The organism is Nitrospirota bacterium (assembly GCA_015233895.1).
GTDB lineage: Bacteria > Nitrospirota > Thermodesulfovibrionia > Thermodesulfovibrionales > Magnetobacteriaceae > Magnetomonas.
Genome location: JADFXG010000041.1, coordinates 1 through 23,963, shown reverse-complemented (window position 1 = coordinate 23,963; position 23,963 = coordinate 1). Strand labels below are relative to the sequence as shown.

The window sequence follows — 23,963 nt, the reverse complement described above, 5'->3', positions numbered from 1 at the left end:
GAGACAGCCATTGAGAAACTGGAGCCAGACTGTCTCTCAACTTGCTTTATTTTTTGAGGGTAGGCTAAAATTGGATATTACCGTTTAAGGTGATTTCACACTTGACACAGTTTATTGAATATATCCTACATTCATGTCACCTACCGTCTAATAACGCACTACAGGCGATTATATAAGTCCCGGTATATGGTTCCATATCTGTTTACATCTCCACACTCATGCTGTTATAACACCACATCGAATAGCTTTTTGCTGGGTTATCAGGCTGCTACATTCTCAGAGAGGTTAAGGCATTATACCGTTCTCCCTAATCCCCTTTTCAATTCAACCCTTAACGCATGGGGCGGTTGTGGGTTGATGGGTGGTGGGTTCAGACACACAGCTAAACATATTATAAATGAACTGTTAAATAATATTGGGGAATAAGCCTCTATTATAGATGCCGCCAAAACCCCCTATTATTGTTAGATAAATAAAACCTTTGTATTTCAACTAATCATAGAAAACTCAACTCATGCTATATATGAAAAAAAGAATTTTTAATGCAGCATTTTGAAAATGAGTATTATAACGTAACGCCTTGTGCCTATTTTTACCAACAACCCTTTATTTGCAATATCTCAAACTTAAGCCATCAAGGTGTGAACGATATCATAATTTTAGCAGAACCCCAAAGAACCACAGATTAATAGGATTTCACTGTTACTAAATGCAAAAGGATTACTCATAACATGTATGAGTAATCCTTTCACGCCACTCAGTAATAGATATCACATCAGTAACAAAAGTGACAATATTTTTAGTGGCATAGTAACACTTTTTAGTCAAAGCTGAACATCCACCCTCATTTAAAAAGGAAGACATCAGTCTCTGCTTCAAGTATTTTATATTAACACGTTACTTCAAAAAAAATCAAATAGAACTTTTTTGAAAAATGCGTGTTGACAAAGTGATATCCATAAAGATATGCTATTTCAGAGATTATAACAACAGTTTTGGTGTAATCTCGTAGAGATGCATACCTTGATAAAGTATGCCTCTAAAAGATAATTAAAGAAACAACTGCAAAAATCTTTTAGAGGTGAGGTATGTCTTTTTTATGTTTCATACTTAACAACACGCTACTTTCAAGGTCATATGCAAGTTTAGGCTTACAAGAAGTAACCAATCTTTTCTTACAGCAGTTTCGATCCGTATCCCTTCTACTTAATTTCCATCAGTTATTAAATGGTGTCCTGCCATGAGAAACGATAACACCCGATTACTCTCCATAATTGAAGCCGCCCAGTATCTTGGCATCAGCAAATGGAAACTGATGGCTTTGTACCAAAAAGGTGATTTTCCATATATCAAAATCGGTAGGCGTATCCTTATTGATGTAAATGATTTGAACTCGTGGATTGAGGAGAATAAACATGTATTTACTTATTAAAACACCTCTTGGCGCAACTTTTCAGATATCGCATAATGAGCCATAGACTATGGGTTCATTATTTAAAAAAAGAAATATTTGGTGGATAAAATACTACATCGATGGTAAGTTCTATCGGGAGAGTTCCAGATCCACCAAAGAGGCAGACGCTAAACGCCTTTTAAAAAAACGTGAAGGTGATATTGTACAAGGTAAATTTTATGGAACCAAAACTGAAAAAACACGTTTTGAAGAAATAGCACAGAATTTCATCACAGATTATAAAATCAACGATAAGAGTTCTTTAAAGAGGGCGGAATTAAGTGTTAAAAATCTCAGCAAATATTTTAAGAACATACGAGTTACAGATATCACCAGCGATAAAATAAAAACATACATTCTTCTCCGGCAGGAAAACGGTGTCACTAATGCTACTATCAACAGAGAGTTATCAGCTTTAAAACGTATGTTTAATCTTGCGATGAGAGAAACGCCACCAAAAGCACATCAGGCTCCATACATCCCAAGGTTAAAAGAAAATAATGTAAGATCTGGTTACTTTGAATATGATGAATATGTCAGGGTAAAAACCTTCTTACCCAATTATATCAAAGCACCTTTTGTAATGGCATATTATACTGGAATGCGAAGAGATGAGATATTGTCATTAAAATGGAGTAAGGTTAATCTTTTTGAGAAGAAAATCACACTTGAAGCTAGTGACACAAAAAATGATGAACCACGTATAATTTATCTGACAGGTGAGTTATTAGAAACGCTGATGGAACAAATGCTATTAAGAAATAACAATTACCCTGAATGTGAATATGTATTTTTTAAAAATGGTAAGAAAATAGGTGATTTTAGAAAAACCTGGGTAACAGCACTGAAGAACGCTGGACTTGATGAGGAGAGGTTGTTCCATGATTTGAGGCGCACAACAGTTCGTAACATGATACGTGCCTCTATACCTGAAAAAATATGTATGAAAATCACAGGACACAAAACTCGTTCAGTTTTTGATAGATACAATATCGTAAATGAAAATGATTTGGCAGATGCATCTTGTAAACTGGAAAATTACATAGAAAAACAAAATCAGTCTCAAAGTAATTCTGAAATTCCTAATAATGTGCTTGTGTACAACAGAAAGAAAAGAAAATAACTAACAATCTTTCCAGCTAACCTAACTGACAGAAATAGCAACATATCCCTATTGTCAAACATCATTTCCCTCGGTTGGAATATCTTAGAAAGTGGTTTCAACTTTAAAGATAAGATATGTTTTTGAACTCCGGGATAAAGTTCCGATATCTTAAAACTCCACTGTTCGTTTAGTGATAAAAACATTGTTTTTTGACATCTGATGTGCCATGTAAAAAGGTAATATTTCACCTGAAAATTGGCTGTAGTTGGATAGAGATGGGTGGAATTGGATTGCCGCGGGCACCTTTATGGGCACCTCTACTGAAATAACACATCTTTGAGTGGGTTTGTATCAAGTGTAAGTGATTGATAAATAAAGAGAATATAAAGTGCGCCACCCAGGATTCGAACCAGGAACCAACGGATTAAGAGTCCGCTGCTCTACCGTTGAGCTAGTGGCGCAACGTATAATTCTACTACGCTTTTTATTTTTATGTCAATATGTTTTATCTAAAAAAACATAAGGAAAATATGTTTTTTTGTTAACAGTACGTGGAGCAATACTGCGTGGTTATTCAATGCCTTTCATTTAACAGGTGTGAAGAGTTTATGTAATACTTTTTAAAATCAAGGAATCGTTGTATAATAAAACTGAAAAGCCCATGAAAGATGAGATAATAGAACTTGACCGGTTACTTAAAAAGATAGTTGCATACTCACCGGATGCAAATATCTCTCTGATAAGTAAGGCGTATCATTTTACGGAGGAGGCGCACTGTAATCAGATGCGCAAAGAAGGCAAGCCATACTTTGACCACCCTTTCTCTGTAGCATCAATTCTTGCCGATATGCACATGGACTGTAAGACTATCGTGGCGGGCTTTCTGCATGATACGGTGGAGGATACCGACACGACAGTTAATGACATTTCGGACATATTTGGAGAGGATGTGGCCTTTATGGTTAAGTCCCTCACCAAGTTGCAGTCAATGGAGTTTAAAACCCGTGAAGAGGCACAGGCAGAAAATTTCCGCCGTATGTTTATCGCTATGGCTGAAGACGTTCGGGTGGTGCTTATAAAATTTGCCGACAGACTTCACAATATGAGAACCCTTGCGTTTATGCCTGATGCAAAGCAAAAGACTATAGCCGCTGAAACCCTTGACATCTACGCCCCGTTAGCTAACCGGCTTGGTATGGGCTGGCTTAAGTCAGAATTTGAGGACCTCGGGTTTAAATACCTTCACCCTGAACTGTACGAGGACTTATACAAAAAACTTGAGGCTAAAAAGGAACTACGTGAAGCTTTTATAAAAAGCCTTGCTGCCACTATTGAAGACAAGGCTGAACAGCACACAATTCCTGCAAGAGTCAGTGGACGCGTTAAAAACCTCTACGGCATTTTCCAGAAAATGCAAGCCCAGCGGATATCCTTTGAAGAGGTAAACGATGTGCTGGGGCTTAGAATTGTAACACTTACAAAGGCACAGTGCTATATGATACTGGGTCTTATTCACTCGCTTTGGGTGCCGGTGCCGGGCAGATTTAAAGACTACGTGGCAATGCCTAAGTCAAACATGTACCAATCGCTCCACACAACAGTGCTAGGGCCTAACGGAGAGAGGGTCGAGTTTCAAATAAGAACCGAGGAAATGCACCTTGTTGCTGAAAAAGGCATAGCGGCTCATTGGCTGTATAAGGAAAAAGAAAAAGAGAGAGAGAGGAAAATAGACGAAAAGGATTCCACATACATGGACTGGCTCAAGAATATGGTTCATCTTCAGCGTGACTCTGATGATGCGCGTGAATTTCTTGAGATGTTTAAAGGCGAGGTGCTCTCAGATGTGGTTTTTGTATTTACACCAGCCGGGGATATTAAGGAGCTTCAGGTTGGCTCTACTACTGTTGATTTTGCCTATGCAATTCACACACAGGTGGGAAACAAATGTTCCGGGGCACGCGTAAATGGCCGCATTGTTCCCCTTAAATACCAACTGCAAAACGGTGATACCGTTGAAATACTGACATCCCCATCACACACCCCGAGCAGGGACTGGCTGACTTTTGTTGTAACACATAAGGCAAAAAACAGAATCAGACACTGGATTAAAACAGAGCAGATGAAACAAGGCGTTGTCCTGGGTTCAAATTTGCTTGAGAGCGCCTTTACAAAAAGCGGTATAAAAGTCTCCACATTGAAATCCAAAAAGATGCAGGAGGTAGCGGAATCTTTTAACTTAAAAACCGTTGATGAATTATTCTATTCCATTGGATTTGGGAAAATCATCCCAAAGCAGGTGATTAACCGTATTAGCCCTGAAACTAAAGAGGAAACTCCGTTTATCCCCAAAATACATAAACCATCCGGTAAGCAAGGCGGAGGTATCCACATCACAGGAATTGATAATTTGCTTTATGCCACAGCAAAGTGCTGTTACCCGGTCCCAGGGGACAAGATAATCGGTTTTATCACAAAGGGCAAAGGAGTGACAATTCACAGGCAGGAGTGCCACAACTTTCAGCGGCTTTCTTTGGATGAGGCACGGCTTGTCACTCTTACGTGGAACTCCGAGACAACATCAACGACTACGGCAAGGATTTATGTTGAAACTATTGATAAACCCGGAATTCTTGCAAGTCTCAGCAATGTGATTTCCACTTTTAATATAAACCTCTCTCATCTTGAGGCAAAAACCGCACAAGATAAACATGCACATTTCATCTTCACACTTGAAGTTAGTGATAAAACTCAACTCACTAACCTTACAAATAAAATCCTGTCCTCTGATGGGGTTATCAAGGTTTCACGATAAGCTGAGGCGCAGTACAGCAATTCACTTATGAAAATATGGACACTATTTATGGAAAGTGTTAAACTACTGTCGGTGAAAAGACGATAAGTAGATAATGGCCATGCTGGGAACAGCGTGTTAGTTTAAATGTTCCAGAGTTTGAGAACAGGCGGAATTAATGGCTGAAAAGAAAGAAGATGCTATAAATGTTTTGAAAAGAAGACTTCAGGAGTCCAACGACTTTCCTGCGCTTTCCCGGGCCGTTACAATGGTAAGCCAGAAGGCTTCAAAGCATGAGGTAACCTCTATTCATGATATTACTGGTGAAATCCTTGACGATATATCAATAACTAATAAGCTCCTGAAAAAAGTAAACACCTTTGCTTATGCCTCTGCACATGGTGCTGGCAAGATTGATACCATATCAAGGGCGGTATTTGTTGTTGGTTTTGAGAAGATTAAAAACATTGCCCTGTCACTGCTTCTGTTTGAAAGCTTAAAGGATAAGGACTCTGCCTTGCGCCTTAAAGAGGAGATTATTGGCTCATACTTAAGCGGCTCCATAGCAAGGGAAATGGCCGATGCCGGAGGTATCAGAAACACTGAGGAGATATTTATATATGCCATATTCCATAATTTAGGACGGCTTCTTGTGACATTTCTCATGCCCTATGAAGCACAAAAGGTAAAGAGCATGATTGCTAAGAAGAAAATAAGCGAGCAGGAGGCATCCAGAACGGTTTTAGGTAAGAGCTATGATGATATAGGGATTATTATAGCCGATGACTGGAGTTTTTCTAAGGAGATGCTTCAGACGATGAAGCCAATTAAGGAAAAAATCGTACCTGCGCCAAGATTTACAATTGAGAAAAAACATACACTTGTGTGCTTTGCAAACGAAATGAGCAGAATAATGATGCTGCCTGATGCCGGAAACGCACAAGAGCAATTTGCCTTATTTATGAGGCGATATAAGGACTGTTTTGACATTTCCAGAGACAGAATAGCGCAGATAGCAGATATCTCCATTAAAGACCTGTCTGAGTATATGTCCGGGCTTGATCCTAAGATAGCTTCTGTCATATCTGTGGAAAAACTAACTGCAAATGTTGAACAATTAAGAGAACTGGATGAAAACGCCATAAAGAAAGCAGTTGTTAAAAAGCAGGAAGCTGAAAAGATAAAATCTATGTACAGTTCCGAGCCACGTGAAATGCCACAAAATGCTGTTGTTTTGCTAAATAATGGAATTGCCGATATTTCCAAATACATTTCAGACGGACGCTCATTTAACGACATCTTAAGTGCGATAATTCAGGTAATGTACAATGCCATGGGGTTTAGCCGTGTCATATTTGGCGTTAAAAACACCTCAGATTTGAGCGTGGTGGGGCGCTTTGGCCTGGGAAACAACATTAAAGAGATAATCCCTGATTTCAAGTTTAAACTTTCCGGCGGAAGCGATGTCTTTAACCTCGTGCTGTCAAAGAGAACAGACGTAATAATTCAGGACATAAATGACCCTAACGTCAGATCAAGGATACCAGACTGGTACAGAAAGCTATTTGATGCTGAAACCTTCATGTTGCTGCACGTTACAGTTGATGACAAACCTATTGGGATAATCTATGCTGATAAGCCGCAAGCAGGAGATATTAAAATTCCTCAGGCGTTATTTACCTCTTTGAAAATCCTCCGTGATCACTTGCTTATGGCTATCAAGAAAAGCCATCATAATTAAAGCACTTAACTTTAAATATTACACAAAATCCTCGTGCCAATTTTGACATAAATTCCCCAAAACTGATACACTAAACTATATGAAAATTGCGGTGACAGGTAAAGGCGGCGTCGGTAAGACGACGTTGTCCTCGGTGATGAGTTATCTGTATGCTAAAGAGGGCAAAAAGGTGATTGCCGTGGATGCCGACCCTGATGCCAATCTGGCAACAGCTCTGGGCTTTAGTGATACTGAGATAGAGGGGATGAGACCCATTGCAGAGATGGCTGAGCTGATAGCCGAGCGCACGGGGGCACGGCCTGGAGCGATGGGGGGCGTGTTTAAGCTTAACCCCAAAGTGGATGACATACCGGAGGGATGTAGCCGCACTACGGTTGATGGTATAAAACTCCTTATCATGGGTAAGTCTAAGGAGGCCTCATCGGGCTGTTACTGTCCGGAAAACGTGTTTTTAAAGCGGCTGCTTAAACACCTTGTTGTTGAGCGTGATGACGTTGTTATTGTGGATATGGAGGCAGGGATTGAGCATCTTACACGGGGAACTGCTGAGGGGGTGGACGCTTTCGTTGTTGTCGTTGAACCCGGGAAAAGGAGCATTCAAACTGCCATTTCAGTAAGGGATATGGCAAAGCAGCTTGGAGTTTCCCATGTTTACGTTGTTGCCGGGAAGGTCAGAAACGACTCAGACATTGAATTCATTAAAAAAAACATAGAAGGGATGGAGTTAATTGGCTCTGTGCGGTTTACTGAGGAGATATCAAATGCCGATATGCAGGGGGCAGCGGTTTTTAAAGCGGCTCCGTCGGCTCTGAAAGATATAGCGGCTATTAAAAATACACTTGATGGCAAAGTCTCAGGGGGGCAGGAGGCCGCTTAAGAACTTGCTAAGGAACTATTTAGAAGTGTTTGTTATATCTGTCATTCCAGCCTCCGAGCTGGAATCCAGTCTTTTAAAACCTTTTTAAGTGACCTGGATTCCTGCCTCCGCAGGAATGACAAAAAAAGAAAAAGAATGACAAAAAAAGAAAAAGAATGGCAAAAAAAGAAAAAGAATGATAAAAGAAGAGGGAAAGACAACCCTGAGAAAAAAGATACTTGGTATCAGAGATTCTCTTGACAAGGAAGGCAGAAGGCAGAAAGACGACATGATTAAAACCAGACTGTACTCATTAAATGAGCTGCTTGGTGCAGGTTGCATCATGTTCTTTGCGTCTTTTAAAACTGAGCCAAACACCTTTCCAATGATTGAGCAGGCACTTGCTATGAAAAAAACAGTGATTCTTCCAAGAGTCAACAGGGAAAAGCACATTTTGGAAGCTTATAAGGTAAATACTCTCAATGGTTTGAAGCTGGGATATATGGGGATTTTAGAGCCAGACAGCGATTTATCAGAGCCTGTTAACGGAGCTGCCATAGATTTAATAGTATTGCCTGGGGCTGCCTTTGACAGAGCCGGCGGACGTCTTGGCTATGGCGGCGGGTACTATGACGGTTTTATTTCCGCTTTAGGTAAAAGACCCTGTCTTGTTGCCATCTGTTATAGAGAACAAGTGATATCTGAGGTGCCGGTTGAGAGCCACGATGTGAGGGTTGATAAGATTGTAACTGATTATGAGGTAATTGATGTCAATGGATAAAGAGAAAATAAAAGAAGGAATACGTCTGATAATAGAAGGAATCGGGGAGGACGCACAAAGGCCTGGCATACGCAGAACTCCGGAGCGGGTGGCTGCCATGTATGAGGAAATACTCTCCGGTATGGAAATCCCGTTTGAAGAGATCCTTGTTCCAATAGAGGGCGAAAACCACGATGAGATGGTAATTCTTAAAGACATTCAGTTTTATTCCATCTGTGAGCACCATCTCCTGCCGTTTTTTGGTAAGGCCAACATCGCATACATTCCCCATAAGGGAAACATTGTTGGGATTGGGGAGTTGGCACGCGCTCTGGATCTCCTTGCAAAAAGACTACAGGTACAGGAAAGGCTGACAACACAGTTGGCTGATGCAATAATGCACACGCTTAAGCCCCGTGGGACTATGGTCATAATAGAGGCCGAGCACTTGTGTTTGAGTATGAGGGGGCTGAAAAAACCGGGCTCCCGTGTGGTAACATCAGCAGTGCGAGGAATTTTCAGAACTAAGCAGTCAACAAGAGAGGAAATGCTTGAACTTATAAAGGGGTAACAGAGATATGTGAACAGTTACGGGTAATGGGCTTTCACGTGCTTTTGGCAGGGGAGTTTGTATCCGGCATAACGCCAAGTAGCAGTCAGAAGCATAACAAGGCGGCAAGGAGAAAGCGACGGAGGCGTACTTTTAGTACGTTGAGGAGCTTTAGACGATGCCAACGATGTTAGGCGATTGAATGCACCTTGGTATAAAAAATTAATCGAAAAGCGATAAGGGAGGTTTTATTAATGTCAGCTACAATAATAGACGGTAAGAGAGTGGCTAAGGAGATAACGGACGGGTTGAAGTCGGAGGTGGATGCTCTTAAGGCTAAAGGGGTGGCCCCCGGGCTTGCCGTGGTGTTAGTTGGTGAGAATCCGGCATCGAAAAAGTATGTTGCAAGCAAAGAAAAAACCTGTGAAACCCTGGGGATAAAGAGCATCGGCTGTAAGGTGCCTGACACCATCTCTCAGACAGAGCTCCTCAAGATAATAGATGACTTAAACAACGACCCTGCTGTGCACGGAATTTTGGTACAACTTCCGCTACCTAAGCACCTAAGTGAAAAGGAGGTCATGCACAGGATCTCACCCTTAAAGGATGTGGATGGCTTTGGTCCGGACTCTCTTGGCCGCCTTGTGCTTGATGAGCCCGGCTTTTTACCATGCACTCCGCATGGCTGCATCAAGCTTATTGAGGCTTACGGCGTGGATTGCCAGGGTAAGCACGCAGTTGTTGTAGGGCGCAGTGTGATTGTGGGAAAACCTGTGTCACTTCTGCTGCTTAGGAAAAATGCCACCGTCACAATCTGTCACAGCAAGACTGCCAACCTGAAAGATGTTTGCCTCTCTGGGGACATTGTGGTAGCAGCAGTGGGTAAGGCTGAGATGGTAAAGGGCGATTGGATAAAGCCGGGTGCCACCGTGATAGACGTAGGGATAAATGTCTCCTCAGACGGGAAACTTGTTGGTGATGTTGAGTTTGAAGCGGCTAAGGAAAGAGCCGGATTCATATCTCCGGTGCCGGGAGGCGTGGGTCCCATGACTATAGCCATGCTTATGTATAACACGGTGGAAGCCGCCAAAAATATGCTAAAATAGATAAAAGTTTAATAAGGGAGAATTCCATGATAATAACTAAAAAGAAGGACCGCAGTAAACTTCTGAAAACTCTGGAGGGTTATAACAGTTTTTATTTGATAGGCTGTTCTGAGTGTGCCTCGCTGTGTGGAACAGGTAATGAAGAGGCTTTAAAGGAGATGGCCGAGGACCTGAAAGCTCAGGGGAAAACCGTAACCGGCATGATAGTGCCAAAAACCGGTTGTCAGACGCTGGGGACAAAGGTGGAGTTAAAAAAGGACAAAGATGCGCTGGATAAAGCCGATGCAATAGTGGTGATGTCCTGCGGCGCAGGGACACAGTCTGCCGTGGAGATATATCCGGATAAGGCAGTGTATCCGTCAAATGACACCTCTTTTTTAGGCAATATGACGCGCTTTCAGATGTTTGATGAGAGGTGCTCACTGTGCGGCGACTGTGTAATAGATAAAACCGGAGGAATTTGTCCGGTAACGAATTGCCCAAAGGGATTGCTTAATGGCCCGTGTGGCGGCACAAAAGACGGTAACTGTGAGGTAAGTGACGAAATAAAATGTGCTTGGGTAAGAATTTATGAGCGTCAGAAGAAACTCGGTGAACTGGATAAGATGAAAGAGATTCTTCCGCCCAAGGATTGGTCGGCTAAGCAAGGCCCGCACAAGTTATACACCAGAGCGGATGCCGCAGAGGGCGACAAAAAAAGTAAGGACAAAAAATAAGGTGACAGAAGGAGACTATGACAATGAGCTTTAAAGATACCCTGGAGTCAGGGAAATTTGTCGTTACTGCCGAGGTCGGGCCCCCTAAGGGCACTGATATATCGGTGATGAAACACGACATGGAGTTGTTAAAGGGTAAGCTGGATGCTGTAAACGTAACCGATAACCAATCGGCAGTTATGCGTATCTGTTCTCTGGCGGTTTGCAAGCTGGTGCTTGAACACGGTCTTGAGCCAATTTTGCAGATGACCTGCCGTGACAGAAACCGTATAGCACTACAGTCGGATCTTTTGGGAGCAAGTGTGCTTGGGATACGCAATGTGCTTTGTATGACAGGCGACCATGTCAGTGCAGGAGACCATAAAAGTGCCCGTCCGGTTTATGACATAGAGAGCGTGCAGTTGCTTCAGGTGGTAAATGCCCTCAATAACGGAAAAGACATGTCGGGTAACGACCTAAAGGGAGCTACTTCATTTTTCCAGGGCGCTGTGGTAACCCCTGAGTCCAACCCGTTAGAACCGCAGTTGATGAAGTTTGAAAAGAAGGTCAAAGCGGGAGCTAATTTTTTTCAAACTCAGGCCATCTACAACATAGACAAATTTAAGGAATTTATGGCGTTTGCACGTCAGTTTCCAGTGAAAGTTATGGCCGGGCTGGTTGTGTTAAAAAGTGCCGGAATGGCGAATTTCTTGAACAATTTTGTTCCAGGCATTAAAGTACCCCAGGACTTGATAGATGAAATGAAGGCTGCCGGAAAGGAAAAAGCACTTGATACAGGGCTTAACATAACGGCTCGCCACATCAGACAGTTAAAAGACGAAAAAATCTGTGACGGGGTTCATATCATGGCTATAGGTATGGAGGATAAGGTACCAACAATTTTAGAAAGAGCGGGACTTCTTTAAATTATTTTATGAGGGAAATTATTATTATGAGCATGTTGTGGCAAGAATAACTATAAATGATTTTCTTGACAGAAAGGTAAAGGGACAGAAGCTAGCACTGATGACAGCCTATGACTATGCGTTTGGGCGCATTGTGGATGAGGTTGGATTTGAGGGGATTTTGGTTGGTGATTCTCTGTCTATGGTTGTGCAGGGTCTTGAAAACACACTGCCTGTGACTATGGATGAGATGATCTATCACACGCGGATTGTCTCCCGTGCTGTTACAAACGCTCTTGTCATAGGGGATATGCCATATTTGTCATATCAGGTGTCGGTAGGGGATGCTGTCAGAAACGCGGGAAGATTCATAAAAGAGGGTGGCGCTCAGGCAGTTAAAACCGAAGGCGGACGTGAGATCCTTCCTCAGATAAAAGCAATGATAGCCGCTGAAATTCCTGTAATGGCTCACATAGGGCTGACACCGCAGGCAGTTTACAGAATTGGCGGGTTTAAAGTTCAGGGGAAAACAGATGAGGCAAGGGTACGGCTCCTTGAGGATGCGCTTATGCTTGAGGATGCCGGTGCCTTTAGTATTGTCATAGAGGCTGTTCCCACAGGACTTGCTAAGGAAATAACTGAAAAGCTGTCAATTCCAACGATAGGAATTGGTGCCGGAGCCCATTGCGACGGGCAGATTCTGGTTCTGCACGATGTGATAGGTCTGTTTGAGCGTTTTATGCCCAAATTTGCCAAACGGTATGCAAACCTGAAAGAAGAGGCGCTTAAAGCACTCTGCACGTATCGGGATGAGGTTAGAGGCGGTGTTTTTCCATCAGAGAAGGAAAGTTTTAAGTGACAGATAAAACAATTCAGGAACAGGGCTTGGGAAAAAAACGATGACGGATATTTTAGAGAGGTTGAAAGCGCTGACGGTGCTTTATGTAGAGGATGAGGATATAACAAGAGAATCTCTTGGTAAGTTTATAAGAAGGAGGGTAAAAACACTTTACGTAGCAGAAAACGGCAAAGCAGGACTTGAGATATTTTTAAAAGAAAATCCTGATGTTGTCATAACGGATATAGAGATGCCACTTATGAACGGACATGAAATGATTGAGAAAATAAGAGAGCACTCCTCAAATGTTCCAATCATAGTTACAACGGCATACAATGACGAACAACATACATCAGATGCTGTTAACGCAGTGTTCATAAAACCGATTATTCAGGATGACCTTATGAGGGCAATTTCGTCATGTTTCTAAAATGTTTTAACCCGAATTTACTTTGCACTTTGTATTGACAAGCCAGCGCTTTTAAAGCTATAATGTCGGCAAGTGGGTTTTTTGCCTGCTTTGGAGAGAATCTCTGTATTTGATAGTTTTTATGAACCGGAAATGATTTTTTAAAAATAAGGAGGAATACTTACATGTGTAGAAAACTCAGTTGTTTGTTTTTTTTTATTGCTGTGTTGTTTCTTGCGTATATCCCAACAGTAGAGTCAGGCTCTGGCACTTACGTAACGTATTATATCCCCTATCTCCATACCAATACAAATACTCCTGTGTACTGTGTTACAACAAACAACGGTATAGGCGCTGACAACATTACCTCATTGAGTTTTATTGTTATGTCAGCAGAACAAAGTACGATTAGCAGAACCTTCAGTTCTATCGAGGCGAATAATTTGTTTAATTACAAACGTACTTTAATGTTTACCTTTAGCGGACAAACGATGTATGTTGGTACGTCAACCTCTGCCTTTACAGATATTTCGTCAAACGTAGGTACATCTGAGGTCTATGGAGGTAAACTCACCTTTTATTCGACAATACAACAGGACTCAAATGCTTTGAGGCCAAGCCACCTGAACTGTAAAAACATCCCTATGACTTGTTTTTTAGGCACAACTAACCCAAAGAGAAATCTGGAGGGTTTAATTTGTGAAGCCGGATACACATTCAACACGCAAGCGCTTTATAAAAACATGCCTTATAATGTGCCTACAGATGATTATGGTAATCCATATTTTACTGCAGATCAGTACTGGGCTGATAACACAACGGGTTTGAGCTTTTAGCAAGCACGGTAAGCTTACACAGTGAACACTCGGAGGGTATGAGCGTTAGAGGGGATATATTATTTGTCGGCAAAGATGACGGAGTACTGAGAGCTGTTGAAAATGTGGCGGGTATGAGTGGTTGTGGGTTTTATCAGGTTTCGGACGCTGTTGAGCTTGCTTTACTGTTGACAGGGGACTTGCGGTTAGCACTTATAGACTTTTCCTGCTTAAACGGTTCGGGCGTTGAAACTTTACTCAAGGTAAAGACAGCGGCCCCTGCAGCACAGATGATAGTGCTCTATGAGGATAAAGAGCACAGTGATGCACTGAGTGCTTTGGCTATGGGCGCTTTTCTTTGTATGAAAAAACCTCTTTACCCTGAGGAGTTACAGGCAGCTGTAGAGAGGGCTTGGGAGGGGGCGGCACTAAGGGAGGAGATAGAGAGACTTAAGGTTGCCTCTTTGCCTGAAGGTAGTGAGGTTATAGGCAGCACCAGCAGGTTTCTTAAAGCGTTGAAAGACGCAGAACGCCTTTCAGACAGCGAAAATCCCGCTTTGATTCTTGGCGAGACCGGTGCTGGCAAACGAAATCTTGCACGGTTAATACACTTATCCGGTAAAAGAAAAGCCGGGCCGTTTTTGGTGGTAAACACCAATTCCATGTCTGAAGAGCTGCAGGGGCAGGAGATATTCGGTTGGAAAAAGGGGATATATGATGGCCACAATTACTATGGGTACGGGTCCCTGGCTCTGTCAACAAACGGCACAGTGTATATATCTGAAATAACCGCTCTGACGCAATCACTTCAGGAGAGACTTCTTAATTTCATAAAAACAAAAAGATACAGTCTCTTTGGTGCAAATGAAGAGCTTACCTCCGATGCCAGAGTGATAACATCAACAAAACAAAATCTGACGGAGCTTGTCAGGAGAGGGCTTTTTTTAAAAGAACTTAGGGATGTGTTTGCTGCTGCTGAAGTCAGAATTCCACCACTGAGGGAAAGAAAAGGCGATATTCTCCCTTTAGCGGAGTATTTTTTAACAAAGTACGTGAGGCGTTACTCCCTCAGGGAAAAAAAATTTAGCGATACTGCTATAGATTATTTTATGAAACACTACTGGCCGGACAATGTCAAAGAGTTAAAGGAAACAATAAAGCGGGCGGCAATTTTGACCAAAGACGTTGAGATTCAGTACAAAGACCTGATGTATTACGACACTTCACGGTATTCTATCTCGGAATTTCTAGAGAAAAAAATTGTTAATTATCTACATGATGTAACAGAGATAAGTTCCGGTAATCTCTACAGCGCTATAGTGGATGAGGTGGAAAAGGCGCTTATAAGCATAGCTCTCAAAGAAACGTCCGGTAATCAGTTGAAAGCTTCAAGAATACTCGGTATAAACAGAAACACTCTGCGAACAAAGGCAAAACACTTTCAGATGACAACATGAAAAGTTTAAGGCTATAGACCCATATTGATTTTTATTAATAAATTATGTTACAAAACACAGGATGTATTGGAAAAGTTTAAAATAAAGGCGGGGGTTAGTTAATGAATTACTATGAAAATATTGCAATACTGGATGCGGCGCTCGATGATGCAGCGATAGAGGCGGCAGAGAAAAAAATTTTAGATGTCATTGAGAAATCAAATGGAGAGGTGCTGAAAAAGGAGCGCTGGGGCAGAAAGAAGCTTGCATATGCGATAAACAAAAGGGACAAGGGGTTTTACATCTTTATTGCGTTTAAATCTCCGCCTGCTGCAGTCAAGGCTCTTGAAAGTTTCTATAAGGTCTATGATGCTGTGTTTAAGTTTATGGTGATCAAGCTGGAAAAGAAAGAAATTCAAGCCCTTGAGGAAACGTTAAAAAGTAAGCAGCCTAAAGAAGAGGCTCCAGCAGAGACTGAGCCAAAAACACAATAACTGGCAATGTTTAATAAAATAATATTAGCAGGACGCCTTACCAAGGATCCAGAGTTACGGTACACAGGCCAGGGGTTGGCTGTGGCAAGTTTTGGCCTTGCGGTAAATTCAAAAACAAAGCAGGGTGATGAGTCTAAAGACGAGACATTATTTATTGATATAACAGTGTTTGGAAGGCAGGCGGAGACCTGTGGCCAGTACCTAAGCAAAGGCAGTCCAGTGATAGTGGATGGCCGGCTTAGGGAGCGGCGATGGGAGTCTGAGGGTCAAAAAAGGAGTAAGTTTGAGGTGGTATCCCAGGATGTAAGGTTTTTACCAAAAAGAAGTGGAGAGCCCTCAAGAGGAGGTCAGGATGGTTTTACAGCGCCTGATGAAATGACAGACCTTGAACCATTTTAAATAAAGAGAGATATGGGAAAAACAGCTATGAGGAGCGTAAAGAGATGATTCAAAAGAGCAGAAGCGCAGACCAGGCAAAGTTTAAGAGGTTTGCGAGAAAGAAGTTTTGTAGGTTCTGTGCGGAAAAGACACCGTTTATAGATTACAAAGATATGCGGACACTCAGGTCGTATGTGACAGAGCGGGGCAAGATCCTTCCCAGCAGAATGACTGGCACGTGTGCCGGGCATCAGAGAGAGCTCACGACTGCTGTAAAGCGTGCCAGAAATATAGCCATGCTTTCTTTTATGGAAAAATAGTGTGAGAGTACAAAAAGCATGGGTAGGAAGTGTGGCAGCGGATATAGTCAGCAGGTTAGTTGCTGATGGGCTGGTAGTTGCTAATGTCGCTAAAGAGGAGCTGGTGCGCGAGGTTAGGGATGTTATGATGGATGAGCTCATGGCAGAAGACAGAATTAACGAGGAGGTCAGAGAGCTGTTAAAGTCCTATGAGCCAGAGATTGAAAAGGGCCGTATGGACTATAAAAAACTCTTCGATATGACTAAGCATAGGTTAATAAGGGAAAGAAACATCATAATATGATGCTCTCCGATGATAAAGTTTCTCACCTGTCGCACATAATTGTAACAGGACTAAAAAGTAAAAAACTGGTAAAACTAATTGCAGAAGAACCGGCAATCAGAAAGGCGGTCAAAAACGTAATAACAACACACCTGAGTGTGTGGCAGGATGTTGACGAGGTGGTAAGGAAAAAAGTTAAGTCACTAAAAAAAGGGCTTACTGAGGGCACACAAGAATGGGACATCATGTATAGAAAGTTTTTTGAAGAGGAAAGTGCCAGGCGAGGGGGTATTGTATCGTGAGGAGGTTGATGCTTTCTCATGAGGATTTTGCAAGGCGTGAGAAAGAGAAAGCCAGGAGGTTAAGAAAAACACGGTGGTGGCTCCGGAAACTGACTGATGGAGTCTGCTACTACTGTGGTCTTAAATTTCCGGCAAGTGAGCTCACCATGGATCACCTGATACCACTGTCAAAAGGTGGAATGTCAGCACGTGAAAACATTGTGCCTGCCTGTAAAAATTGCAATACTAAGAAGAATTCTCAGTTAACGGTTGACTGGACAGAGTATATGGAAAGACTGAAAGGTATGGAGTCATTGGTATAAGAAATGGCACGCTACGGTAATAAGATAAGAGAGGATAAAAGTGTTCTTACTGAGCCGAGGTGTCCTTTTTGTAAGCAGCTTTTTGAAAGCCCCGCTGAGGTGCCTACTATGCTGGGGTTTTTTACCGGTGGGCAGTGCAGTTGTGGGGCTGTTTATGTGCATGACCCCACCAAAAAAGATATGGGTAATGCCTTTATGGATGCCCTTGCGTATGTGTGCAAAGAGGATTGGGATTTAGCCCTTTCCCTGACTGAGGATGTTGACTACATGTGCGCTTATTTAAATTATGTTCCAAAAACACATACACTGTCTTTAAAGACTCAAGGCAGAGGACCGTATGAAAAAAATGGTAATATGTTGTTTATAAAGTTGAAGGATTAAGGTGGTTTTATATGGTGAAAGTAGATGAATTTGCAAGCGATAAAAAAAGTTGATAAACATATCAATTATTTTTATTTGACGATGCCCTCTATGGTGTATTAAGGTTTAAGGGGCTGTCGTACCGGGCAGATTGAAACCGGGAATAACAGGGAGTTTCCCATGAATTTAATTTAAAAAAGGCAGGAGGTTTTGTATGCGTTCAATTAGTTGTGAGGGTAAGAGCATAGAGCTTGACGAGGACGGGTATCTGACAAATCTAAATGATTGGTCTGAGGCTTTAGCAAAGATGTTGGCTAGCGAGGACAGTCTTGAATTGACAGAAGCACACTGGGAGGTAATCAATTTTCTAAGGTCGTACTATCAGCAGTATCAGATAGCTCCTATGATAAAGATATTGGTCAAGGAGATCAAAAAGACGATGGGGGCTGACAAGGGCAACACCAAGTACCTTTATCAGTTGTTCCCGGATGGTCCGGCTAAGCAGGCGTGCCGTTATGCCGGTCTTCCTAAGCCTACCGGCTGCGTATAAAAAAAACAACAGGGCGTGTTTTAGCACTGTGGCAGAGCAAAGGAGCGCCTGGTAGTTTCTATCAGGCGCTTTCCGTTAGAGTAAAAATCTATTGTAATAAGGATCGTGCGATGACGGGCATAACTTTTATAGTGAATATGTACATGAATGCAATCGTGTATGTTGGCTGTGCCGTATTCGCCTTAGGGTTCATTTATAAGGTCTACTGTGAATACTATAAGACGCCGCAACCTCTGAAAATACCTCAAACACCGCAGTCAACCAACCTTTCAGGCGTGATTATGAGGATGGCAGGGGACGTGTTATTCTTTAGAAGTCTGTCTAAGGGAACAACGTTTCTGTTTATAACCGGATGGATTTTCCATTTCACTTTTTTACTGATGATTGTTCGGCATTTAAGGTATTTTATACATCCGGTACCGGAGCTGATAACGGCACTTGGAGGCGCTGCCATGTTACTTGCTGGTGTGCTCTTAGTGTCACTAATACTGCTTGTTATCAGGAGGGTTTTGGATGAGAGGACGGCTTATGTAACTTCTTTTGCCGATTACTTAGTGCTCCTTGTGATAATAGGTATTGTGTTTACCGGAATGCTTATGCGCTCCGAGGTGTATAGGCCTGACATTATTGCTGTTAACAGATTTGTTCTGGAGCTTTTTGATATAAGGGCTCCTCTTCACATGCTGGGTATGCATCCTGCTGTGGCGCCAGGTAATGTAGTTTTTATGTGTCACCTGAGCCTCGTTTGCTTTTTACTCATGTACTTTCCGTTTAGTAAGTTGATGCACTCTGCAGGGTATTTCTTCAGCCCGACAAGGAACATGGTAAACAACCCAAGAGACGTCAGACACGTCAATCCCTGGGATAATTCTTAAAGGAGGCTAAACATAATAATGGCTAATGATAAAACTACCGACGATAGTGCTCAGGGAGATTCAAATGACGCCAATACACGTGTTCAGGAGCTGATTAAATATGTCAAGATAAAGGCAAAGCCTGTAGAGTTAACAGGTGAAATAAAAATCCCTAAGATAAAGCCAAATTCTTTTATAGACGTTAAACCCCAGCTTTTAACAGCGCTTGAACCGCTTGAGCGGTTGGGATATCCGGTTGGCGGCCTAGTACCAAACTGGAAAGAAGTGTTTCTTAAAAAGATGGACGAGATTTTGAAAAAGTACCGCTCAGTTAAGCTCTTTTTGAATATATGCGTGCGCTGCGGGGCCTGTACGGACAAATGCCACTACTTCATAGGAACGGCAGACCCCAACAACATGCCTGTGGCACGTGCTGAGCTTATGAGAAAGGTGTATCGCAGATATTTTACATGGCAAGGAAAGCTGTTAGGGAGCAAGTATGTAAATGGCTCTGATTTAAGTGAAGAGCTCCTTGCGATGTGGTACACGTATTTTTATCAGTGTTCTGAGTGCAGGCGCTGTTCTGTGTTTTGTCCTTATGGCATTGACACTGCTGAAATCACTATGGCGGCAAGAGAGATACTAAATAGTGTTGGGCTTGTTCAAAAGTATGTCCATGAGATTATTGACAAGGCCCAAAACATTGGAAACAACCTTGGTATGCAGAAAAATGCAATTATAAATGCACTTGAGTTTGTGCAGGATGAGTTGCAGGAGACAACGGAAATTCCAGACATAAGGGTTCCTATAGATGAGGAGGGGGCAGACGTATTGTTTGTTACTCCAAGTGCTGATTTCTTTGCATCTCCTCACATTGAGTCGCTCTATGGTTATGCCAAAGTGTTTCATCAGGCAGGTATAAGCTGGACTATGAGCACACACGCCTCTGAGGGAGGCAACTTTGGCCTGTTTATACATAACTACGGGCATATGAAAAAGATTAATAAACGTATATGGGAGGCTGCCCGCCAGTTGAAAGTAAAGCGTGTAATTGGCGGTGAGTGTGGCCACATGTGGAGAGTGCTCTCCTCCTACAGCAACACCATGTTTGGCCCGTTTGACTGGCTTGATTCCAGATTCCCCCGTCCTCAGCACATATGTGAGTTTACCCTTGATTTGCTTAAACGTGGGGCTTTGAAAATAGACAAGACGGCAAATGATGAATTTGTTGTAACAATGCACGACTCATGTCAGGTTGCCAGAGGGCTTGAGATGGGGGGAACAAAGTACGGGCAATTTGAAATCCCAAGAGGGGTTATACGCGGTGTGTGTAACCGCTATGAAGATATGCCGGACAATACTATTAAGGAAAGGACGTTCTGTTGCGGCGCTGGCCAGGGGCTTTTAGGCGATGATATGATAGCAACCAGAGTAAAAGGCGCAATTCCTCGTATGCAAGCGTATTCGTATGCTAAGCGCGAAAAGGGAGTAAACTTTTTAGCCCTTATATGTGCAATATGTAAGGCACAATTGAGTAAAATGTTTCCCACCTACGGGATTCCCATGGAGGAGGTAGGTGGAATCCACCAACTTGTGGGACGGGCCATAGTGCTTGGAGCGAAGGAGGGCATATAGATGAAAAGCTCAATAAAAATAATCTTATTTTTTATCATGCTGGTGGCGTTGTTTGCGGTTTCCGCCTGCAACAGACAGGAGCCGCCTGCAGCTAATGGTACTGGTGAGTATGCCCTTACGGTGCCAACAAATGTTGATCTTTTGCCGTGGTACCATGTCCCAACCTCCAATGTAAGAAGAGTACACATGATTTTGCTTAAATCTGGACAGATTCCAGCAAATGCCTGTTTCCCTTGTCACACAGAGCCGGATAAATTCTGTAATAAGTGCCACGCATATGTTGGTAGTCCTAAGATACCTGCTGATAAGCCATACAAAGAGGTGTTAGGTCTTGAGGTAAATAAAGACATTCCAGCGCCTGACTACCATATGCCGCTAAATGAATGGCGTTATAAACACGACAGCTATATCATTACGGGAAAGGCGAAGCTTGATGAATGTCTTGGTTGTCACGCGGAGCCGGATAATTTCTGTAATAAATGCCATCTAAACGCTAATATAAGGAAAATAGAAAAATAAGTTTGCCTTAACAACAAGTTCTTGAAAAAAGGGGGGGGCGTACTAAAACCCCCCTTTTTTTATTTTTTAGTAAAAATCCGACTTGACAAATTATGTAAATAGCTGGTATAAATACTGCTATGATTAGCAAAACAGATAAAATATGGATGGATGGCAAGTTCGTTAACTGGGACGATGCTAATGTGCACATACTGACCCATACCCTGCACTACGGCCTTGGGGTCTTTGAGGGAATCAGGTGTTATAAAACAGACAGTGGGCCAGCCATATTCAGATTAAAGGAGCATGTTCAGCGTCTGTATGATTCCTCGCATATTTGTCAGATAGAGATTCCATATAGTCCGGAGGTGATTGAACAGGCAATAATTGATGTAGTGAAAGTAAACAAACTGGATGAGTGCTACATCCGGCCATTGGTTTATATCGGCTATGGCTTAATGGGGCTGTATCCCAAAGGTAATCCGATAAATGTTGCGATAGCTGCCTGGCCGTGGGGAAAGTATCTTGGTGAGGATGGTTTAACAAAAGGAATTTCTGTAAAAATATCCTCATACTTAAGAAGCCATGTTAACTCCAACTTGACGAGAGCCAAGGTTAGTGGTTATTATGTAAACAGTCAGATTGCCAAAAAAGAGGCAATTTCAATGGGTTACGAGGAAGCGTTGCTTTTAGATACCGAGGGATATGTATCAGAGGGATCGGGAGAGAACATTTTTGTGATAAGAAACGGCTTAATTAAAACAACCCCGCTTACCTCCATTTTAGAGGGAATTACCAGGGATACAATTATGACAATGGCGCGGGATGAAAACATAGAAATCGTAGAGACCAGATTTACCAGAGATGAGTTGTACATAGCAAATGAAGCGTTTTTTACAGGCACTGCTGCTGAGATAACGCCTATCCGTGAGGTGGATAACCGTAAAATTGGTTCAGGTAGTCCTGGTGCTGTTACAAGCAAGCTACAATCTATTTATTTTGACACAGTAAAAGGAAAATTGAGCAAATACGGGCACTGGCTAACCTACGTTTAGTTAAGCACATTTATTGTGCAATATCAGTTTAAAATCTGTTTAGTAAAAATGTGTAATTACAAAACCACAGATTTGGCTATCATAAGAGATTTGAGGCACCTCAAAAAACAAAGGCGATATAGACATACTTTTCAAATATTAACCAAAAGATAACATTCTTGTAATATACAAAGTAGCAGTCAGCACATTATAGAAGAAAGATGTCGAACCTTGCGATAATGTTGAGCTGTTTTGATTTAATGCAAGTTTATTTGATATAATAAGATTAACTTTGATATGGGTAGTAGTGTTTCCTCAAAAAATGAGTGGTTATAGGAAACGATTCATTTTAGTTAACAATTTAAGACGTAGGAGACTAATATATGAGGATACTGATAGCAGAAGATGATTTTGTAAGCCGCACATTACTTCAGGATTTTTTGTCTTCCTACGGGGATGTGGACATTACTATAAATGGATCAGAGGCGGTTGAGGCTTTCTCACTTGCTTTTGATGAGGGTCAACCATATGATCTTGTTTGTCTTGACATTATGATGCCCGAAAAGGATGGTTTGGAGGTATTGAAAGAAATCCGTAAAAAAGAAAAGTTCATGGGGATCACAGTATCTGATGAAGCTAAAGTTATTATGATTACAGCTTTGGATTCTCATGTAACTGTTCTTGATGCTTACTATCGGGGTGGATGCAATGATTATCTTGCGAAACCTGTTGATACCAAAAAACTGAAAGAGTTACTTGTATTATTTGGGTTAGTGTAAATAATGATTAGGGTTGTGAATGTATTCCGCAACGGAGCCGGAGCGAGTGGATAATTTAACAAATTAGCCCATATTTATTTTAATGCATTAATTACCCAAATGTTATAATAACATCAAATGCCTAAACGCTATGACAAGGTTATAAAGGAAATCCTGAATGATGTAGTAGATACCCTAATTACAGAAGTTATAGGGTTAAAAATAGTTAAATCTACGGCCATAGAAACTAAACTTCAGATAACGAATGAGCGTGAGGCTGATTTTATTTTACTGGTGGAGTTTGAGGATGGTTCTAAGTCCATTTTACATATTGAATTTCAGGCAACGAACTACTCTAAAATGGAATATGTAGTTGCCGGCCCACTTGAGTGCCTAGACATTGATCTATTTAAAAAACAAATAGATATTAATGTTACCGGAGTTTTAGCTATAACTCAGGCAATGTTACCATTGCTACATGATGCGCATAGCCGCATATTAAACATAGGATCATCCATGGGAAGGGTAGCAACACCTTTTGTGGGTGCGTATAGTGCCTCTAAATATGCGGTAGTGTAAACTTATACCAAGTTGAGGCCGTTGCGAAATCCTCAAAACGGAGAAGTAGTGGATAAATTCATTAAACTGTGTCAAGTCTGAAACTCCGTCACACAGTGATATCCAATATTAGCCTGCCCTCGAAAAATAAAGCAAGTTGAGAAATAGTTTGGCTCCAGTTTCTTAAAGGCTGGCTCC

At 41.9% G+C, this 23,963-nt stretch carries 28 protein-coding genes and 1 tRNA gene; 28 read left to right on the top strand and 1 reads right to left on the bottom strand.

Annotated features, from left to right (window positions below):
• Positions 1 to 1,240 precede the first annotated feature (1,240 nt).
• Together HQK88_16205 and HQK88_16200 are read left to right on the top strand one after the other, a co-directional pair.
• On the top strand, positions 1,241 to 1,432 hold the full coding sequence (locus tag HQK88_16205) for a helix-turn-helix domain-containing protein (GenBank protein MBF0618343.1): 192 nt from the start codon (positions 1,241 to 1,243) through the stop codon (positions 1,430 to 1,432).
• A 49-nt stretch (positions 1,433 to 1,481) separates the two neighbouring features.
• Positions 1,482 to 2,576, top strand: a complete 1,095-nt coding sequence (locus tag HQK88_16200; GenBank protein MBF0618342.1) for a tyrosine-type recombinase/integrase — start codon at positions 1,482 to 1,484, stop codon at positions 2,574 to 2,576.
• A gap of 371 nt (positions 2,577 to 2,947) precedes the next feature.
• Here HQK88_16200 and HQK88_16195 read toward each other — a convergent pair.
• A tRNA-Lys gene (locus HQK88_16195) sits at positions 2,948 to 3,019 on the bottom strand.
• A 212-nt stretch (positions 3,020 to 3,231) separates the two neighbouring features.
• Between HQK88_16195 and HQK88_16190 the strand changes: the two genes are divergently transcribed.
• The 26 genes from HQK88_16190 to HQK88_16065 all read left to right on the top strand — a co-directional run bounded on the left by HQK88_16190 (position 3,232) and on the right by HQK88_16065 (position 23,786).
• Entirely contained in the window at positions 3,232 to 5,370 is a 2,139-nt protein-coding gene (locus tag HQK88_16190) for a bifunctional (p)ppGpp synthetase/guanosine-3',5'-bis(diphosphate) 3'-pyrophosphohydrolase (GenBank protein ID MBF0618341.1), read from the top strand.
• A 157-nt stretch (positions 5,371 to 5,527) separates the two neighbouring features.
• Positions 5,528 to 7,090 (top strand): HDOD domain-containing protein, encoded by a 1,563-nt coding sequence (locus HQK88_16185; protein ID MBF0618340.1) that lies wholly within the window; start codon positions 5,528 to 5,530, stop codon positions 7,088 to 7,090.
• Between the two features lie 79 nt (positions 7,091 to 7,169).
• Positions 7,170 to 7,967 carry an AAA family ATPase gene (locus HQK88_16180; GenBank protein ID MBF0618339.1) on the top strand — a complete coding sequence of 266 codons (798 nt, stop codon included), beginning with the start codon at positions 7,170 to 7,172 and terminating at the stop codon, positions 7,965 to 7,967.
• Positions 7,968 to 8,142: 175 nt separating this feature from the next.
• On the top strand, positions 8,143 to 8,727 hold the full coding sequence (locus tag HQK88_16175) for a 5-formyltetrahydrofolate cyclo-ligase (protein ID MBF0618338.1): 585 nt from the start codon (positions 8,143 to 8,145) through the stop codon (positions 8,725 to 8,727).
• A complete protein-coding gene (folE, locus tag HQK88_16170; protein MBF0618337.1) occupies positions 8,720 to 9,277 on the top strand; it encodes a GTP cyclohydrolase I FolE in 558 nt (185 codons plus the stop codon). The genes HQK88_16175 and folE overlap by 8 nt, the downstream gene beginning before the upstream one ends.
• A gap of 233 nt (positions 9,278 to 9,510) precedes the next feature.
• Positions 9,511 to 10,362, top strand: coding sequence for a bifunctional methylenetetrahydrofolate dehydrogenase/methenyltetrahydrofolate cyclohydrolase FolD (gene folD, locus HQK88_16165; protein ID MBF0618336.1), 852 nt, complete (start codon positions 9,511 to 9,513; stop codon positions 10,360 to 10,362).
• Positions 10,363 to 10,388: 26 nt separating this feature from the next.
• Entirely contained in the window at positions 10,389 to 11,078 is a 690-nt protein-coding gene (locus HQK88_16160; GenBank protein ID MBF0618335.1) for a methylenetetrahydrofolate reductase C-terminal domain-containing protein, read from the top strand.
• 23 nt (positions 11,079 to 11,101) lie between these two features.
• On the top strand, positions 11,102 to 11,983 hold the full coding sequence (locus tag HQK88_16155) for a methylenetetrahydrofolate reductase (GenBank protein ID MBF0618334.1): 882 nt from the start codon (positions 11,102 to 11,104) through the stop codon (positions 11,981 to 11,983).
• 37 nt (positions 11,984 to 12,020) lie between these two features.
• Complete coding sequence (gene panB / locus HQK88_16150) at positions 12,021 to 12,821, top strand: 3-methyl-2-oxobutanoate hydroxymethyltransferase (protein ID MBF0618333.1); 801 nt, start codon at positions 12,021 to 12,023, stop codon at positions 12,819 to 12,821.
• Positions 12,822 to 12,861: 40 nt separating this feature from the next.
• Positions 12,862 to 13,230 carry a response regulator gene (locus tag HQK88_16145; protein MBF0618332.1) on the top strand — a complete coding sequence of 123 codons (369 nt, stop codon included), beginning with the start codon at positions 12,862 to 12,864 and terminating at the stop codon, positions 13,228 to 13,230.
• A 164-nt stretch (positions 13,231 to 13,394) separates the two neighbouring features.
• Complete coding sequence (locus HQK88_16140; protein MBF0618331.1) at positions 13,395 to 14,045, top strand: hypothetical protein; 651 nt, start codon at positions 13,395 to 13,397, stop codon at positions 14,043 to 14,045.
• Positions 14,046 to 14,083: 38 nt separating this feature from the next.
• Positions 14,084 to 15,481, top strand: a complete 1,398-nt coding sequence (locus HQK88_16135) for a sigma-54-dependent Fis family transcriptional regulator (protein MBF0618330.1) — start codon at positions 14,084 to 14,086, stop codon at positions 15,479 to 15,481.
• Positions 15,482 to 15,582: 101 nt separating this feature from the next.
• Positions 15,583 to 15,954 carry a 30S ribosomal protein S6 gene (gene rpsF / locus HQK88_16130; protein ID MBF0618329.1) on the top strand — a complete coding sequence of 124 codons (372 nt, stop codon included), beginning with the start codon at positions 15,583 to 15,585 and terminating at the stop codon, positions 15,952 to 15,954.
• A gap of 6 nt (positions 15,955 to 15,960) precedes the next feature.
• Positions 15,961 to 16,353: a single-stranded DNA-binding protein gene (ssb, locus tag HQK88_16125; protein MBF0618328.1), complete on the top strand. Its 393-nt coding sequence runs from the start codon at positions 15,961 to 15,963 to the stop codon at positions 16,351 to 16,353.
• Positions 16,354 to 16,397: 44 nt separating this feature from the next.
• A complete protein-coding gene (locus HQK88_16120) occupies positions 16,398 to 16,652 on the top strand; it encodes a 30S ribosomal protein S18 (protein ID MBF0618327.1) in 255 nt (84 codons plus the stop codon).
• A gap of 1 nt (position 16,653) precedes the next feature.
• Positions 16,654 to 16,935 carry a DUF507 family protein gene (locus HQK88_16115; GenBank protein ID MBF0618326.1) on the top strand — a complete coding sequence of 94 codons (282 nt, stop codon included), beginning with the start codon at positions 16,654 to 16,656 and terminating at the stop codon, positions 16,933 to 16,935.
• A complete protein-coding gene (locus HQK88_16110) occupies positions 16,932 to 17,216 on the top strand; it encodes a DUF507 family protein (GenBank protein MBF0618325.1) in 285 nt (94 codons plus the stop codon). Before HQK88_16115 ends, HQK88_16110 begins: the two co-directional genes overlap by 4 nt.
• An 8-nt stretch (positions 17,217 to 17,224) precedes the next feature.
• Positions 17,225 to 17,518: an HNH endonuclease gene (locus tag HQK88_16105; protein MBF0618324.1), complete on the top strand. Its 294-nt coding sequence runs from the start codon at positions 17,225 to 17,227 to the stop codon at positions 17,516 to 17,518.
• Between the two features lie 3 nt (positions 17,519 to 17,521).
• Complete coding sequence (locus HQK88_16100; protein ID MBF0618323.1) at positions 17,522 to 17,899, top strand: hypothetical protein; 378 nt, start codon at positions 17,522 to 17,524, stop codon at positions 17,897 to 17,899.
• 193 nt (positions 17,900 to 18,092) lie between these two features.
• A complete protein-coding gene (locus HQK88_16095) occupies positions 18,093 to 18,428 on the top strand; it encodes a TusE/DsrC/DsvC family sulfur relay protein (GenBank protein MBF0618322.1) in 336 nt (111 codons plus the stop codon).
• 110 nt (positions 18,429 to 18,538) lie between these two features.
• Positions 18,539 to 19,303 carry a respiratory nitrate reductase subunit gamma gene (locus tag HQK88_16090; protein ID MBF0618321.1) on the top strand — a complete coding sequence of 255 codons (765 nt, stop codon included), beginning with the start codon at positions 18,539 to 18,541 and terminating at the stop codon, positions 19,301 to 19,303.
• A gap of 18 nt (positions 19,304 to 19,321) precedes the next feature.
• Entirely contained in the window at positions 19,322 to 20,917 is a 1,596-nt protein-coding gene (locus tag HQK88_16085; protein MBF0618320.1) for a (Fe-S)-binding protein, read from the top strand.
• Positions 20,918 to 21,436 carry a hypothetical protein gene (locus tag HQK88_16080; protein ID MBF0618319.1) on the top strand — a complete coding sequence of 173 codons (519 nt, stop codon included), beginning with the start codon at positions 20,918 to 20,920 and terminating at the stop codon, positions 21,434 to 21,436. It begins immediately after the preceding gene.
• A gap of 119 nt (positions 21,437 to 21,555) precedes the next feature.
• On the top strand, positions 21,556 to 22,470 hold the full coding sequence (locus tag HQK88_16075; protein MBF0618318.1) for a branched-chain amino acid transaminase: 915 nt from the start codon (positions 21,556 to 21,558) through the stop codon (positions 22,468 to 22,470).
• A 362-nt stretch (positions 22,471 to 22,832) separates the two neighbouring features.
• The gene (locus tag HQK88_16070; GenBank protein MBF0618317.1) at positions 22,833 to 23,228 is read left to right on the top strand and encodes a response regulator; all 396 of its coding nucleotides are present in this window, start codon (positions 22,833 to 22,835) and stop codon (positions 23,226 to 23,228) included.
• Between the two features lie 117 nt (positions 23,229 to 23,345).
• Positions 23,346 to 23,786, top strand: coding sequence for an SDR family NAD(P)-dependent oxidoreductase (locus HQK88_16065; GenBank protein ID MBF0618316.1), 441 nt, complete (start codon positions 23,346 to 23,348; stop codon positions 23,784 to 23,786).
• Positions 23,787 to 23,963: the final 177 nt, after the last annotated feature.

Excerpts from the sequence above, each read along its gene's own strand:
- HQK88_16205 (MBF0618343.1), top strand. The coding sequence starts at position 1,241 with ATGAGAAACGATAACACCCGATTACTCTCCATAATTGAAGCCGCCCAG.
- HQK88_16200 (MBF0618342.1), top strand. The coding sequence starts at position 1,482 with ATGGGTTCATTATTTAAAAAAAGAAATATTTGGTGGATAAAATACTAC.
- HQK88_16185 (MBF0618340.1), top strand. The coding sequence starts at position 5,528 with ATGGCTGAAAAGAAAGAAGATGCTATAAATGTTTTGAAAAGAAGACTT.
- HQK88_16180 (MBF0618339.1), top strand. The coding sequence starts at position 7,170 with ATGAAAATTGCGGTGACAGGTAAAGGCGGCGTCGGTAAGACGACGTTG.
- HQK88_16175 (MBF0618338.1), top strand. The coding sequence starts at position 8,143 with ATGATAAAAGAAGAGGGAAAGACAACCCTGAGAAAAAAGATACTTGGT.
- folE (MBF0618337.1), top strand. The coding sequence starts at position 8,720 with ATGGATAAAGAGAAAATAAAAGAAGGAATACGTCTGATAATAGAAGGA.
- folD (MBF0618336.1), top strand. The coding sequence starts at position 9,511 with ATGTCAGCTACAATAATAGACGGTAAGAGAGTGGCTAAGGAGATAACG.
- HQK88_16160 (MBF0618335.1), top strand. The coding sequence starts at position 10,389 with ATGATAATAACTAAAAAGAAGGACCGCAGTAAACTTCTGAAAACTCTG.
- HQK88_16155 (MBF0618334.1), top strand. The coding sequence starts at position 11,102 with ATGAGCTTTAAAGATACCCTGGAGTCAGGGAAATTTGTCGTTACTGCC.
- HQK88_16145 (MBF0618332.1), top strand. The coding sequence starts at position 12,862 with ATGACGGATATTTTAGAGAGGTTGAAAGCGCTGACGGTGCTTTATGTA.
- HQK88_16140 (MBF0618331.1), top strand. The coding sequence starts at position 13,395 with ATGTGTAGAAAACTCAGTTGTTTGTTTTTTTTTATTGCTGTGTTGTTT.
- HQK88_16135 (MBF0618330.1), top strand. The coding sequence starts at position 14,084 with ATGAGCGTTAGAGGGGATATATTATTTGTCGGCAAAGATGACGGAGTA.
- rpsF (MBF0618329.1), top strand. The coding sequence starts at position 15,583 with ATGAATTACTATGAAAATATTGCAATACTGGATGCGGCGCTCGATGAT.
- ssb (MBF0618328.1), top strand. The coding sequence starts at position 15,961 with ATGTTTAATAAAATAATATTAGCAGGACGCCTTACCAAGGATCCAGAG.
- HQK88_16120 (MBF0618327.1), top strand. The coding sequence starts at position 16,398 with ATGATTCAAAAGAGCAGAAGCGCAGACCAGGCAAAGTTTAAGAGGTTT.
- HQK88_16110 (MBF0618325.1), top strand. The coding sequence starts at position 16,932 with ATGATGCTCTCCGATGATAAAGTTTCTCACCTGTCGCACATAATTGTA.
- HQK88_16105 (MBF0618324.1), top strand. The coding sequence starts at position 17,225 with ATGCTTTCTCATGAGGATTTTGCAAGGCGTGAGAAAGAGAAAGCCAGG.
- HQK88_16100 (MBF0618323.1), top strand. The coding sequence starts at position 17,522 with ATGGCACGCTACGGTAATAAGATAAGAGAGGATAAAAGTGTTCTTACT.
- HQK88_16095 (MBF0618322.1), top strand. The coding sequence starts at position 18,093 with ATGCGTTCAATTAGTTGTGAGGGTAAGAGCATAGAGCTTGACGAGGAC.
- HQK88_16090 (MBF0618321.1), top strand. The coding sequence starts at position 18,539 with ATGACGGGCATAACTTTTATAGTGAATATGTACATGAATGCAATCGTG.
- HQK88_16085 (MBF0618320.1), top strand. The coding sequence starts at position 19,322 with ATGGCTAATGATAAAACTACCGACGATAGTGCTCAGGGAGATTCAAAT.
- HQK88_16080 (MBF0618319.1), top strand. The coding sequence starts at position 20,918 with ATGAAAAGCTCAATAAAAATAATCTTATTTTTTATCATGCTGGTGGCG.
- HQK88_16075 (MBF0618318.1), top strand. The coding sequence starts at position 21,556 with ATGATTAGCAAAACAGATAAAATATGGATGGATGGCAAGTTCGTTAAC.
- HQK88_16070 (MBF0618317.1), top strand. The coding sequence starts at position 22,833 with ATGAGGATACTGATAGCAGAAGATGATTTTGTAAGCCGCACATTACTT.
- HQK88_16065 (MBF0618316.1), top strand. The coding sequence starts at position 23,346 with ATGCCTAAACGCTATGACAAGGTTATAAAGGAAATCCTGAATGATGTA.